Origin of the sequence: Prevotella sp. 10(H) (assembly GCF_000711235.1) — a bacterium.
Classification (GTDB): Bacteria; Bacteroidota; Bacteroidia; order Bacteroidales; family Dysgonomonadaceae; genus Dysgonomonas.
This window is the reverse complement of sequence record NZ_JOMI01000002.1, coordinates 106862-121373: the sequence shown is the minus strand read 5'-3', so window position 1 is coordinate 121373 and position 14512 is coordinate 106862. Positions and strand designations below refer to the sequence as shown.

General features: G+C 40.9%; 12 protein-coding genes. 7 read left to right on the top strand and 5 right to left on the bottom strand.

Translation table 11 applies throughout. The features are described 5' to 3' along the window. Positions 1-57: 57 nt before the first annotated feature. The 7 genes from K348_RS0103940 (at position 58) to K348_RS0103910 (ending at position 9515) form a co-directional block, all read left to right on the top strand. Complete coding sequence (locus K348_RS0103940) at positions 58-2343, top strand: GH92 family glycosyl hydrolase (protein WP_029903143.1); 2286 nt, start codon at positions 58-60, stop codon at positions 2341-2343. 32 nt (positions 2344-2375) lie between these two features. After that, on the top strand, positions 2376-3878 hold the full coding sequence (locus K348_RS0103935; protein WP_029903140.1) for a glycoside hydrolase family 125 protein: 1503 nt from the start codon (positions 2376-2378) through the stop codon (positions 3876-3878). 120 nt (positions 3879-3998) lie between these two features. Beyond that, complete coding sequence (locus K348_RS0103930; RefSeq protein ID WP_029903139.1) at positions 3999-5336, top strand: dihydroorotase; 1338 nt, start codon at positions 3999-4001, stop codon at positions 5334-5336. A gap of 9 nt (positions 5337-5345) precedes the next feature. Further along, positions 5346-6053, top strand: a complete 708-nt coding sequence (locus K348_RS0103925; protein WP_029903137.1) for a DNA alkylation repair protein — start codon at positions 5346-5348, stop codon at positions 6051-6053. 367 nt (positions 6054-6420) lie between these two features. Then, a complete protein-coding gene (locus K348_RS0103920; protein ID WP_029903134.1) occupies positions 6421-7500 on the top strand; it encodes a DUF4831 family protein in 1080 nt (359 codons plus the stop codon). Positions 7501-7577: 77 nt separating this feature from the next. Then, positions 7578-8048, top strand: coding sequence for a CYTH domain-containing protein (locus K348_RS0103915; protein ID WP_029903132.1), 471 nt, complete (start codon positions 7578-7580; stop codon positions 8046-8048). A 3-nt stretch (positions 8049-8051) separates the two neighbouring features. Further along, entirely contained in the window at positions 8052-9515 is a 1464-nt protein-coding gene (locus K348_RS0103910) for a hypothetical protein (protein WP_029903130.1), read from the top strand. Between the two features lie 210 nt (positions 9516-9725). On the opposite strand, the gene K348_RS18730 is transcribed toward K348_RS0103910, so the two are convergent. From K348_RS18730 to K348_RS0103880, 5 genes are all read right to left on the bottom strand, one after another. Further along, positions 9726-10607, bottom strand: a complete 882-nt coding sequence (locus K348_RS18730; protein ID WP_051697610.1) for a hypothetical protein — start codon at positions 10605-10607, stop codon at positions 9726-9728. A gap of 6 nt (positions 10608-10613) precedes the next feature. Further along, entirely contained in the window at positions 10614-11519 is a 906-nt protein-coding gene (locus tag K348_RS0103895; RefSeq protein ID WP_029903126.1) for a DMT family transporter, read from the bottom strand. A 77-nt stretch (positions 11520-11596) separates the two neighbouring features. Further along, entirely contained in the window at positions 11597-12142 is a 546-nt protein-coding gene (locus tag K348_RS0103890) for a GNAT family N-acetyltransferase (protein WP_231496743.1), read from the bottom strand. Between the two features lie 95 nt (positions 12143-12237). Next, positions 12238-13011: a class I SAM-dependent methyltransferase gene (locus tag K348_RS0103885; protein ID WP_029903122.1), complete on the bottom strand. Its 774-nt coding sequence runs from the start codon at positions 13009-13011 to the stop codon at positions 12238-12240. A 278-nt stretch (positions 13012-13289) separates the two neighbouring features. Further along, positions 13290-14447 (bottom strand): MFS transporter, encoded by a 1158-nt coding sequence (locus tag K348_RS0103880; RefSeq protein WP_029903120.1) that lies wholly within the window; start codon positions 14445-14447, stop codon positions 13290-13292. Between the last annotated feature and the right edge of the window lie 65 nt (positions 14448-14512).

Here is a 14512-nt window from a genome sequence, read left to right as displayed (position 1 = left end):
AATAAATTGAAAATACACCCAAAATACCTGATCATTAATTTAAAAACAACAAGAAAAATGAAAAAAATAGGATTATTATTCCTAACTATTCTCAGCGTACTGGTTACGGTAAATGCCCAAAAGCCGCAACTTGTCGACTACGTGAGCCCTCTGGTGGGCACCCAATCAAAATTTTCCCTCTCTACAGGAAACACATATCCTGCCATAGCCATGCCTTGGGGTATGAACTTCTGGATGCCGCAAACAGGCAAAATGGGCGATGGATGGGCTTATACATACGATGCAGATAAAATACGCGGATTTAAGCAGACACATCAGCCGAGCCCGTGGATCAACGACTACGGACAATTTGCCATTATGCCGGTAACAGGCAAAGCCATGTTCGACCAGGACGAGCGCGCCAGCTGGTTCTCTCATAAGGCGGAGATAGCAAAACCATATTATTATAAGGTTTATCTGGCCGACCATGATGTGGTAACCGAATTGGCTCCGACCGAACGCGCCGTGATGTTTCGCTTCACTTTCCCTGAGAACGATAATTCTTATGTGGTAGTAGATGCATTCGACAGAGGGTCGTATGTTAAGATTATCCCGTCTGAAAATAAAATAATCGGTTATACAACACGTAACAGTGGCGGAGTTCCTGAAAATTTCAAAAACTATTTTGTTGTGGTTTTCGACAAGCCGTTTACTTATAAAGCATCTGTTGCCGGTGGTAATATCACCGAAGGCGGACTTGAATCAAAAGATAACCATGCGGGCGGTATTATCGGTTTTGCAACAAAGAAAGGCGAGAAAGTACATGCGCGTGTAGCTTCTTCATTTATTAGCCCTGAGCAGGCTGAGTCGAACCTGAAAGAACTGGGAAGCAATTCTTTCGATCAAATCGTAGAAAAAGGTAAAGATCAATGGAACAAAGTACTCGGACGAATTGTAGTTGAAGACGATAATATCGACAATCTGCGCACATTTTATTCTTGTCTTTACCGTTCGGTACTTTTCCCTCGCTCATTCTTTGAAATAGACGCACAGGGTAAAACAGTTCACTATAGCCCGTATAACGGGGAAGTTCTTCCGGGATATATGTTTACAGATACAGGTTTCTGGGATACATTCCGCTGCCTGTTCCCATTCCTGAACCTGATGTATCCGGATATGAATGTAAAGATGCAGGAAGGTCTGGTAAATACGTATAAAGAAAGCGGATTCCTGCCTGAATGGGCGAGTCCGGGTCACCGTGGCTGTATGGTGGGTAACAACTCGGCATCTGTTGTAGCTGACGCTTATCTGAAAGGGCTGCGCGGATACGATGCGGAAACACTTTGGCAGGCTGTTGTACACGGAGCCAATGCCGTACATCCTACTGTGAGTTCTACAGGACGCCTTGGCTGGGAATATTATAACAAGCTAGGGTATGTTCCTTACGATGTGAAAATCAATGAAAATGCAGCGCGTACTCTCGAATATGCATATGACGACTGGTGTATCTATCAGTTCGGCAAGAAACTCGGTAAACCTGCCAGCGAAATAGATATTTTCGCTAAACGTGCGATGAATTATAAAAACCTTTATGACCCGGAACACAAACTGATGCGTGGTAAAAATCAGGATGGTAAATTCCAGTCCCCGTTCAACCCGTTGAAGTGGGGAGATGCATTCACCGAAGGTAACAGCTGGCACTATACATGGTCTGTATTCCACGATCCGCAGGGGCTTATCGACCTGATGGGAGGTAAAGCAGGCTTCAACCAGATGATGGACTCGGTATTTAGCGTACCGCCATTGTATGACGACAGCTACTATGGCGGTGTAATCCACGAAATCCGCGAAATGCAGATTATGAATATGGGTAATTATGCACATGGTAATCAGCCGATACAACATATGATATATATGTACAACTATTCGGGCCAGCCGTGGAAAGCACAGTACTGGAACCGCGAAGTAATGGATAAGCTATATACTGCCAATCCTGACGGTTATTGCGGTGACGAAGACAACGGACAGACTTCGGCATGGTATGTATTCTCTGCTATGGGATTCTATCCTGTATGTCCGGGAACCAACGAATATATCTTAGGATCGCCGTTATTCAAGAAAGTAACACTGAATATGGAAAACGGCAAGAAAGTGGTTATCACTGCGCCTAATAACAATAAAGCCAACAGATATATACAATCGATGACAGTCAACGGTAAAAATCATACCAAGAACTATCTGACACACGATGTATTTATGAAAGGCGGTAATATCAATTTCCAGATGTCGCCTGTAGCTAACGAGAACAGAGGTAATAAAGAAAGCGATTTCCCTTATTCTTTCTCTAACGAACTGAAGAAATAAGACCCTTAAGAAAATAAGAAAAAGTAAAAAGTATGTACACAAAAAGCAATCTGAGAAAAGGAATACTGGGCCTGTTTGTGCTCGGTTCCACATTCTTTGTCAACGAGGTAAAGGCTGATAATCCTTTATCGAACGACAACCTGACATTTGCACAGGATAATACGGCTATTACGCCGCCGGTAGACTACACAAAGACTAACCGTCCTGACAAATCGAAACGTTTCTTCACCTCTAAGGCTGTTGAAAGTGAAATCGTACGCATCAAGAAGTTATTGAAAAATGCCAAGCTGGCATGGATGTTCGAAAACTGTTTCCCGAACACACTGGACACAACAGTGCGTTACAGAAAAACCGATGGAAAGGACGATACTGTAGTATACACAGGTGATATTCATGCGATGTGGCTGCGCGACTCCGGTGCACAGGTTTGGCCATATGTCCAGCTGGCTAACAAGGATAAAGAACTGAAAGCGATGCTTGCAGGAACAATCCGCCGCCAGTTTAAATGCATCATTATCGATCCGTATGCAAACGCATTCCTCGATCCGCACGATCCTAATCCCGATCATCAGTGGATGTCCGACCTTACAGACATGAAGCCTGAACTGCACGAACGTAAATGGGAAATCGACTCGCTTTGCTATCCTATCCGTCTGGCATATCATTACTGGAAAACCACAGGCGACACCTCTATATTCGATGAAGAGTGGTTGCAGGCAATGACTTTGATATTGCAGACATTCAAAGAACAACAACGCAAGGAAAACCTTGGACCTTATAAGTTTCAACGTAAAACAGAACGCCAGCTGGATACAATGAACAACGACGGATGGGGAAATCCTGTGAATCCTGTCGGACTTATCGTATCTTGTTTCCGTCCTTCCGATGATGCCACTACATTCCAGTTCCTTGTGCCGTCTAATTTCTTTGCCGTATCGGTATTGAAGAAAGCAGCAGAAATACTGACTACAGTAAACAAGAACACAGCAATGGCTAAGCAATGTACAGACCTTGCTCAGGAAGTAGATGCCGCATTGAAGAAATATGCGATCAACGATCATCCTAAATATGGTAAGATATACGCATTCGAAGTAGATGGATTCGGCAACCAGTACCTGATGGACGATGCCAATGCACCGAGCCTTCTGTCACTGGCTTACCTGTGCGATGTGGATGTAAAAGACCCTATCTATCAGAGTACCCGCAATTTCGTATGGAGTCTGGATAATCCGTATTTCTTCAGAGGCACGGCCGGCGAAGGTATCGGAGGCCCGCACATCGGTTACGATATGGTATGGCCTATGAGCATCATGATGAAAGCATTTACCAGCCAGAGCGACGAAGAAATTCAGTCTTGCGTGAGAATGCTGATGAATACGGATGCAGGTACAGGTTTTATGCATGAATCTTTCAACAAGAATAATCCTGAGAATTTCACCCGTTCATGGTTTGCATGGCAGAACACATTGTTCGGTGAATTGATTCTTAAACTTGTAAATGAAGGTAAAGTAGGTTTATTGAACGATATCAAATAAAAACTGAAATCCCAATAATAAGAGAATCGTACAATCGCAAGGTTGTACGATTTTTTTATTTCATATACACTGCAACACTCTTTTTGCTAACTTTGCATGAAATCATTTATATAATCAGTTATGATACTTATACACAGAGCGACAATCATCAATGAAGGAATCTCTTTTATCGGTTCCGTGTTGATTGAAAACAATATAATTTCAGAGATATTCAAGACAGACGAAGTACCCGAGGCTATACTCCACAAAGCGCAGGTAATCGATGCCAAAGACCTGTGGCTATTGCCCGGCGTAATAGACGATCAGGTACACTTCCGCGAACCGGGTTTAACCCACAAAGGCGACATAGCCAGTGAAAGCCGCGCAGCTATTGCGGGAGGCGTTACCTCTTTCATGGAAATGCCGAATACGAAGCCGCAGACCACAACCATAGAGTTACTGGAACAAAAGTACGAACTGGGAGCAGAAAAATCGTTTGCCAACTATTCCTTCTATATGGGTGCGACAAACGAAAACATAGCCGAACTGAAAAAAGTGAATCCGAAAGAAGTCTGCGGAGTGAAAGTATTTATGGGTTCATCTACGGGCGACATGCTGGTGGATGATAAGAAAGTATTGCAGACTATCTTTGCCGAAGTGGATATGCTGATTGCCGTACACTGTGAGAAAGAAGAAATTATCCGTCACAATATGGCTAAATATAAGGCTCAGTTCGGAGAGGATGTACCTATCCAGTATCATCCGCTGATACGGAGCGCCGAAGCTTGCTACCGTTCCTCGGCAGAGGCTGTCGAACTGGCAGATAAATATCAGACACGGCTGCACATCCTGCATCTGTCTACAGAAAAAGAAGTCAGCCTGTTCGATATAAAACCGCTGGCAGAGAAGAAAATTACCGGGGAAGTCTGCGTGCATCACCTTTGGTTTTCAGATGAAGACTATTCGAGATACGGCTCGCGCATAAAATGGAACCCAGCTGTGAAAACAAGGCAGGACAGAGGTGCATTGATGCAGGGCCTTCTTAAGAATAAACTGGATGTAATCGCTACCGACCATGCACCGCACTTACTGGAAGAAAAACTGGGCGGAGCGCTTAAAGCAGCATCGGGAGGCCCGTTGGTACAGCATTCGCTACAGATGATGCTCGAATTATCGAAGAAAGGAAAGATAACAAAGGAACAGGTAGTTACCAAAATGTGCCATGCACCTGCTATCATGTACCATATTAACAAACGGGGATATATACGTCAGGGTTATTTTGCCGATCTGGTACTGGTAAATCCAAATAAACCATATACCATTACGCAGGATAACATCCTCTATAAATGTAAATGGTCGCCACTGGAATGCGAAACCCTGTCGACAACAATAGAAAAAACATTCCTGAACGGTAAAATCGCTTTTGAAAACGGAGTAGTAAATAACGTCAGGGGTGAAATGCTGACATTCGACCGCTAATACACAGATATGAAAGAGATAATTAAAGATCTTCGTCAGACATTGATTGATAATATCGATGAAAAGACCTTGAACTCAGGTAAAAATTACTTTAAAGAAGAAGTAAAACCATACGGAGTAAAAACCACGACTGTAAGCAAACTGAGCAAAGAGCTTTACAATCAGATAAAAGATTATCCAAAAAGTGAAGTATTCGGCTTATGTGAAGAACTCTGGCAATCGGGCTACCTCGAAGAATCGTTCATAGCGGGCAAAGTGGCGGAATATCTGCATAAGCAATATGAGCCTGCCGACTTTGCCGTATTCGACAGATGGGTGAAAAATTATGTCACCAACTGGGCATCCTGCGATACTCTCTGCAACCATGCCGTCGGCACATTCGTAGAAATGTATCCCGAATACATTGCCGAGCTTAAGAAATGGGCCCTGTCGGATAACCGCTGGGTAAAACGCTCTGCTGCTGTTACTCTTATTCTTCCGGCACGTAAAGGATTATTCCTGAATGATATTTTTGAGATTGCCGATATCCTACTACTCGATAAGGACGACATGGTACAGAAAGGTTACGGCTGGATGCTGAAAGCTGCCAGTCAGGCCTATCAGGATAAGGTATTCGATTATGTAATGTCAAAAAAGGATGTAATGCCACGTACATCGCTGCGCTACGCTATCGAAAAAATGCCGGCAGGTTTGAAAGCTAGGGCAATGGCTAAATAAATGTTCATTTTGGCATTGCCCAAAACGAACCAAAAGGCTAGCGCTTCGTTGTTCGCCTATCCGAAATCGTCTTGTTGCCTAAATAAAATAAACTTGCCTATCGGCAAAATTTGATTTCACGGCAACTTCGCCGTTCGGATAACGGCTGCACAACTAATGCGCGGGAAGCTGACGCACAACAAGAGAATTGATTTTTGCTTCGTCTCACATTCAGGCAAAATGAATAAAAATAGAATGTTTTCAACTTAGTAATTTCTTTATTAATAAGCTTTTTAAACTAAGGAATATCAAAGCACCTGTTTCCGTTATCAGTATTTCACAAAAAATAATTAGCTTTGTGACTCTAACATTTTTAAATGAAGGACTTATGAAATATAAAATAAGTTTGTTGGTATCCCTCTTTATCGGGATTAATTGCGCCTCAGCACAAAACACGGTAAAAATGAGCGCTGTAAAAGGGAATGATTACGGTGTTGCCTATTCATTGCCAAAAACATCATTGATCGTTACAGTAGAATATACAAAGAAAACCCGCAAGGCCGGAGAATTTTTCCAGTATGCCGAACGCTATCTGAGCATATCGAACCCTATTACCGAAAATACGACAACTTACACGGTAGACAAAATAGATGCAACCACCAAAGGAATCGTCGACAAGGATAAATCTTATCTGGTAGAATTCAGGTCGAATACAACAGCGCCTTTTGTTACGCTGACAAAAGACGGGCTTATCTGTGCCATTAACGATGACTATACTTTCACAAAAGAAGAAGTTCCTCTCGGAGCAAAAGAAGCGAAAGTAGAGTTGCTTAATCCGCGTAACTTCCTATCGGAAGAGATATTACGGGCGGGCTCTACAGCAAAACAAGCCGAACTGATAGCCAAGCAAATATACCGCCTGCGCGAAAGCCGCAATAATATTCTCACAGGTGAAGCTGACAATATGCCACCCGACGGAAATGCTTACAAACTTGTAATGCAACAACTGGACGATCAGGAAAAAGCACTGACTGCCATGTTTACCGGAACAGAAAGTGTAGAAACAGATTCCAGAGAGTTTACAATTATTCCGGATGAAAAAGATATTAATAATAAAATTATTTTTCGTTTTTCATCCAAACTGGGTATTGTAGATGCGGGAGACCTTTCAGGAGCGCCTGTTACGTTAACTCTTAAGAATAAAGACCCGCGGGAGGCTTTGATTCTGACTCCGAAAGAAGAAAAGGAAATGGAGAAGAAATTCTCGGCCGGAATAATTTACAATATCCCGAATAAGGCCAGCCTGCAGATATCTTATAACGGACAAAACTATGTACAGAAAGAATGCGACATCGTGCAATACGGTGTGCAGGATGTACTTGTACCTAAAATGTTCGACAATAACAAGCAACCTATCAAAGTGATTTTCTATCCTGATATGGGCGCGATTAAGCAGATTATTCAATAAAATAACAAGATACAATTATATGCCAACGGGATGGAGGACAGGTACTCTGCCCGTTGGCATATGACATTTATAATAGTATGGCACAGGAGATAGAACGGAAATTTTTGGTTAAAGGCGATTTTAAGCAATATGCCGATTCGCAGGAGCATATCGTGCAAGGCTTTCTGTCTTCGGTACCTGAACGCACGGTGCGTATCCGCATAAAAGGAGATAAAGCATATATTACAGTGAAAGGCATAGGCGACGATGCAGGAATTTCCCGCTATGAATGGGAAAAAGAAATACCTGTGGAAGAAGCCAATGAACTGATAAAGATCTGCGAGCCGGGAATCATCGATAAAGTACGTCACTATATAAAAAACGGCAAACGGACATTCGAGGTTGATGAATTCTCCGGTGAGAACGAAGGATTGATAGTCGCCGAAATAGAACTGGGCGATAAAGAAGAGTATTTCGATAAGCCGGAATGGCTCGGGCAAGAAGTGACAGGAGATAAACGCTATTATAATTCGTCATTAGTCAAATATCCTTATAAGAATTGGAAATAACCGATGATTGATACGGAAGTAAAAATACATGACAAATTTGCCCTTGAATTTAAAATAGGCTTCATTACCAGCAAGGAAACAAGGGAAGTGAATGATTTTAAAATCAACACATGGATTTTTATACCCAACAGCCTAGATATCAATCGCTCTACTTATAAGAAAACCGATTTTTACCGCGATGTAAAAACAAACATCCGCCTCATCACTCCTGTTTATTCTCTCGAAGAAATACTAAAGACCGGCAGAGGACCTCTCCCCCGTCTGCAAAAAGCGCTGGATAATCTGGCTGTTGACCCGACGGATGAAGTAAAGGCCGAAAGCTTTGTGTATCAGGTAAAGATGTTCCTGTGTATACTAAAAAGCGCTTTGCGTAGACATGCACTGATTGTAAAAAACACGAATAGCGAAGAAAAAGCGATTTCCCTTGTCGAGGAATATATACGAAGTGTACGGGAAATATCGCTGCGATACCGCGAAATGTGGGATGAGCTGAATAAGCCGGATATAACAAATCAGCAACGTGATTACTATCTTTTCGGGGATGACTTCCTTGGGAATATCATAGAACAATACACATTCCAGATAATGCGCTTGTTGGAATACAAGCCTGTATTCGATACAGTAAAGCCAAGTCTGTATAAACTTGTAAACGACGAAATCCATCACCGCAAGAAACGGGGATTCAGACTCATAAAAAAGAACGATGAAAAACATAATAGCCTCGTTATCACACAACGTAATGTTCTGAAAAAATTCGTTGAAAGCGACCTTTTCTTACAAACGTTAAAGAAAAAAGACGGGGCACTGGCTGAACAGTTTTACTACAGTATAGCCGCCGGCGTAGCCATGATATTTGCTACGGTAATATCTTTCTTTGCTACACAGAGATTCGGCAATTTCACAACCGACCTGTTTCTGATACTTGTGTTCAGCTACATGTTTAAAGACAGGATAAAGGAAGTGATGCGCTATTATTTCTCATCCAAATTAGGAAAAAAATACTTCGACCTGAAATATAAACTCAGTATCCGTAAACAGGAAATAGGCTGGGTAAAAGAAGCGTTCGACTTTATTGAAGAAAGTAAGATTCCGGAAGAGGTAAAAAACATACGGGCTCGTTCGCCACTGGTAGAAGCAGAAAACCAATTCTACGATGAAAAGGTGGTATTATACCGAAAATGGGTAAGTCTGTCGGGTGAAGATTTGGAGAAATATAAGGAATACCGCTTGTCGGGCATAAACGATATTACACGCTTCAGCCTGATGAACTATACACAAAAGATGGACAATCCGTTTATACCGCTATATATGTCGGATGAAGAAAACGGATATGTGAGTATCGAGGGCAATAAAGTATACTCACTATACTTTATTGTACAATGTACCTCAGATGAAGATGAATATTACAGGAAATACCGCGTGTTATTCAATCGGGATGGGATTGCAGACGTGAGCGAACTCAATTAAATAAAATTTAGCGGCAAGTTTCTGCGTCTTTTCTTTTTCTTATTCTGAACGTAAGCATATACAGCAACACTTGTTACGGCAGCTACCAGAGTCACGGCTATTACTTTTTTCGTCATATCGTTAAGTTTTTTATTCAATTTTATTAAGTTATAGTAAAGATAATAACAAAATTCGGAATAAAATTACAGGAAGGTTGCGAAATATTTTCTTTCAGATCAGGCGTGTGACTTTTACCGAGCATAATCCGTTGCATCCGATATCTTTCTTCTCAATACGATAAGTATTAATATCCAGATACTGTTCAATAAAAGGCAGGTTGGGCGCATAATGGAAAGAACCGTCGATTTTCAGCGAGTAGAGAATTTGCATATACTTTTTTGCATAGCCGATATAGTTGCCGTCTTCGCGCAGGTGATGATGACGGAAATGATTCGAAAAGCCGAGATTACTTATAATAGCACCCCATTTATTTACTACGTAGTCATAATCCAGCCAATTCGCATTTTCTATATAAGGTGAATCATTCGGGAAACGGTCGATACCGAAAGCCTCGATACAATTTTCACGTAAATACTTTACCAGATTGGCAGCCTTTCCGCAACCAATATCCAAAACGGGAGTATGAAGGACTGAAATATCCAGTTGCAGAATATCCAATTGCATATCGGCACTGTACTCGGCACATGCTACAGGTTCCAATATTTCAGCTTCTGTTTTATATATTTCTTTGGCAAATGTATTCGATTTTTCCAGCCAGCGTTTCAGATTGGAAGAATGTAGCCGGAATATTTCTTCATAAGGAACGGATTTTTCTTTTATTCGTATAAAGAGATTATCATAGATTTCTTTCAATTCTTCTTTTGCCCGATCATCAAAATTATAATATTGATTAATCCTATAAAACTCTTCCAGGCATCTAGAAACAGCATAGTTTGTCAATAAATCCAAAGATGAATTATCTAAATATTTTATGCCTTCTATCTCCTGCAAATACTCTTTAGAAAACTCAAGCGAAAAGCCGTCCTCATGGAAAAGATTAGTGCCCATGTTCTGCCCTATCTGATTATCGATTATTTCTTTATATTTATCCATAATAGATTATTGTGCTTTTTTCAATCTGAACTTAAATCCTCTTTCAGCAACATACACTCCAGACAATATAAACACAGATCCAAGCAGGGCGACAGGCGTAATATGCTCATCGATAACAATAGAAGAAGTGAGCAAAGTGACTAACGGCACGAAATAAATATAATTTGAAGTTTGCACTACACCCAACTCTTTTACTGCCATGTTCCAAGAGACGAAGCAAAGTAATGATGCAATCAATCCGAGAAATAGTAAATTGGACAAAATTAAAGGATCAGTCAATAGCGAGGGTGTGAATGTCGCCGAATCCATCGCAAGAAACGGCAACATCGTGACGATACCGTAAAAGAATACTTTGCGCGTAATAAATGATGTAGAATATTTACCATTCAGTTGCTTTAGTATAATTCCGTAGAACGCCCACGACAATGCGGCAAGTACAGTAAGAAAATCACCTAATGGATTTATTTGCAGAATAAAGCTTCCGTTAAAGACAACAAGAGCCATCCCCACAAGAGCAATGAGAGAACCGAAAATAAGAGTAGATTTCATTTTCTCTTTCCGGTAAATGAGAAAACTAAGCAAGGCCGTGAATAACGGCGATGTGCATACAATCAGCGAAACATTCGACGCCAACGTTATACCCAGAGCCGTATTTTCGAAAACAAAGTAGAACGCCCCTCCGCACAATCCGGCCAAAAGGCATAAAAACTCATCCTTCACACTATCGGCAAAGAGTTTTCGCGTACAGAAAAACCAGATACCCACATATGCCAAAGAGAAACGGTAAAGAAATATCTCTACCGGCGACAGACCGTATTCGATCAGCACTTTTGTAGAAACGAAAGTCGTTCCCCATACTATTACCGTAAGAATGGCAATAATATGAAACCAGTATCTTTTGGAAGTGATCATAGTGTTGGAAATATGAACACAAAAATACTCAATTATTAAGGATTATTTTCTAAAATTCATTCTAATTTTTTTCATTTTCAACATATATCTACTGTTCCTCTTATACCATTTAACACTCCTTCTTCCAACTCCCTGCACATCACATTTTCTTCAGGATAACCCAATGCATGCCTTATTCCGTATGCTGTTGTACGCTTAAAGCCAAAACGTTGGTAATAAGCAGGATCACCACACAGGAATACAGACTTATATCCGATTTCACCGGCTAATCTAAATCCCTCATGAATAAGTGCCGCCCCTATTCCCTGACAACGATATTCCAAAAGGACGGAAATCGGAGATAGCAAAAGAGCCTTTGTCATTTTTCCATCTAGTCCTGATATATAGGTTTCTGTAAACATGACCTGACCTACAATTTTACCATCCTTTTCGGCAACGAGGTCCAGTTGCGGAATATAATTCTTCCCTTCGCGCAATTCTTCGGCATAGTCCTGTTCGTCGCCGCCTTTTACATCCGCTGTTTCAAAAGCGGTTTTTATCAGATTATATACTTCAAAACGGTCTTTATCTGTTATTTGTCTTATTTTAATTATCCCCATGTATGTATTATCTAATATTTTCATTTTAGTCTCTTCCCGTCTTATCTGCAACAGAAGATTGAATAGTTCCACTCAATGTGGAACTATTCGCAAATTTTGAGTTTCTAAAACTATCGGTTTCATATTTTCTGTCCGATATAAAATACATAACTGTAGTAATCCTTATATTTTTTATACAGAGCGATTTCTCTCATCTGGCTTTCTACAAAATCCTTCGCTTCCTGATTGTAATCATATTTCTGTAAAAACGGCTCCACTATATCGTCCATAAGGTCATAAAAGTGTTCCAGCCAGCAATTCTCCGGTTGGATAAAATGAGCGACAGGTAGATAACCTGCATTTTGCATTACCTCGATTTTGTTGGAAACAGTATTGATATCCGCATAATTACGGTTCCAGAATTCTTCTATTTCCTGCGGACGTTCTTTGGTTATCCATGAGACTTCCGATACTGCAATATAGCCTCCCTGCTTAAGGAATCTCCTCCATTCGCGTAAACCATTTTCATATCCCATGATATATATAGCGCCTTCACTCCATATCAGATCAAATCCATTTTCCGAAAAAGGCAGGTTATCCATTGATTCGATAAGGGTAGTAATTCTGTTACCCAAGCCTTCTTTCTCTGCATTTTCTTTTAGCAGATCAATAAACCCTTTGCCGAGATCGACAGCTGTAATATGTCCTCCGGTATTACGGGCAAGGGTCATTGTCTGTCCACCCGTACCGCAACCAATGTCGGCAATCTTCGATGAATCCGATAAATCAGGGATAAATCCCAGTGCTTTTTTTGTAACCTCGGCACTGCCCGGCCCCTGACGGCTTACCATTTTATAAAAATCGATTATCATTTGGTAGTCGAAACCCTCAACTAGTTTTTTTTCTTCGTTCATGATTGTTCATTTTTAATACAAGATGTCATGACATGGAATATAGTAAACCCCGGTGTAAGACAACCTGAATGTTATTTAATAAATACAATAGAATATATCCCGAAAAAGAATTATTCAGGATAAAACGAAGGGATAGCCGGTAAAAGTAAGAGGAATTTTTTACGATTTACGGGCTATTTACAGCACCAATATATTCTTAGGTCTAATAAACATAAATTGTTTTAATGTTGATGCAAAGATATGACTAATATCGAAATCTGCAAATCATTTGAATAGCGTCAGTGAGTAAGCTTATATTTCATTACCTGTTTTATTCCGGCATATGCTACAGTCGCGGTTGTAAGACATACAGCAAGGATAATGAAATCGCTCCTTAACGATTTCAGTCCGAAGACCGTTTTTATCAGTTGCAGAATATAAGGTGATGCGAATTGACCTAGAAATTGAGCACAACTACTGAATGATAAGGCCAATACACAACTATTTGTAGAACATTTACCTGTAATCAGTATGATAAAGGACGGGAACAGTACACCAAAACTGAAACCGACAAATGCCGCTCCCGCAATTACAAAGAAAAGATTATATGACAAGGACAGAATTACATACCCTAAAGCCATCACCCCTACCCCGAATACGACAGTATAACGTTTCAAAAAACGTTGGATATAAGACAATATAACTCCTGCAATAAATCCGGAAATCATAAAAGCCGATATTACCGTTCCGGCCGATTGTGCCACACCGATATGCTGCTCTTTCATAAATAAGGCGACATTTGCAGGAACAGCATAGAAGGCTACATTCACCAGAAACATACCCGCAATAATCCACCATACTACACCTGGGAATTTTTTGCTGTGTTTTACTTCATCATTTCTTTCCGGCTTGTCCGCAGGCAACGATATTATATTCAGCACAAGAACAACAATTGCTATCAGATAAATATAGAAACTGTAATGCCAGTCTATCGATGATACAGGAGCCACTACAAACGACGCGATCACACCCATAAGATAAGACGCGGCACCCGAGTAGCCCGTAATCTTTGTCCGCAGCGTCCCCTCGTAATTTATGGCTATCAGCGCCTGCGATACCGGCATGATAAGCCCGCAGCCACATCCTAGAATAGCACGAAATATAAGAAGTTCGGCGATAGAATCGGCAAATACAGGTGCTACTCCGCCAAAAAGATAAATGAGTATACCCGTAATCAATACCCGTTTATTGCCAAACTTGTGAACGAGATGTCCCGAAATTATACTGAACGGAATAATAAAAAGGGAAGGTAAGGTTAAAACAGTCTTGATAAGGTTGATGCTCGCCCCCGGAAAAGCATTGCTTATATTCGCTAATGCAGGAGATACTGCCGCGCTGGCCATTACGGTTATCATCGATATGGATAATATGGCCAGTGTTAAAGGTTTGTTATTCATAGTTTCTCTCTAATATGCCTTAAAAAAGGCACAAAGATAGTGATAATAAAGAAAATTACCATTCT

Bases quoted from the DNA above. Each gene is read 5' to 3' on its own strand.
- K348_RS0103940 (WP_029903143.1), top strand. From the start codon at position 58: ATGAAAAAAATAGGATTATTATTCCTAACTATTCTCAGCGTACTGGTT.
- K348_RS0103935 (WP_029903140.1), top strand. From the start codon at position 2,376: ATGTACACAAAAAGCAATCTGAGAAAAGGAATACTGGGCCTGTTTGTG.
- K348_RS0103930 (WP_029903139.1), top strand. From the start codon at position 3,999: ATGATACTTATACACAGAGCGACAATCATCAATGAAGGAATCTCTTTT.
- K348_RS0103925 (WP_029903137.1), top strand. From the start codon at position 5,346: ATGAAAGAGATAATTAAAGATCTTCGTCAGACATTGATTGATAATATC.
- K348_RS0103920 (WP_029903134.1), top strand. From the start codon at position 6,421: ATGAAATATAAAATAAGTTTGTTGGTATCCCTCTTTATCGGGATTAAT.
- K348_RS0103915 (WP_029903132.1), top strand. From the start codon at position 7,578: ATGGCACAGGAGATAGAACGGAAATTTTTGGTTAAAGGCGATTTTAAG.
- K348_RS0103910 (WP_029903130.1), top strand. From the start codon at position 8,052: ATGATTGATACGGAAGTAAAAATACATGACAAATTTGCCCTTGAATTT.
- K348_RS18730 (WP_051697610.1), bottom strand. From the start codon at position 10,607: ATGGATAAATATAAAGAAATAATCGATAATCAGATAGGGCAGAACATG.
- K348_RS0103895 (WP_029903126.1), bottom strand. From the start codon at position 11,519: ATGATCACTTCCAAAAGATACTGGTTTCATATTATTGCCATTCTTACG.
- K348_RS0103890 (WP_231496743.1), bottom strand. From the start codon at position 12,142: ATGAAAATATTAGATAATACATACATGGGGATAATTAAAATAAGACAA.
- K348_RS0103885 (WP_029903122.1), bottom strand. From the start codon at position 13,011: ATGAACGAAGAAAAAAAACTAGTTGAGGGTTTCGACTACCAAATGATA.
- K348_RS0103880 (WP_029903120.1), bottom strand. From the start codon at position 14,447: ATGAATAACAAACCTTTAACACTGGCCATATTATCCATATCGATGATA.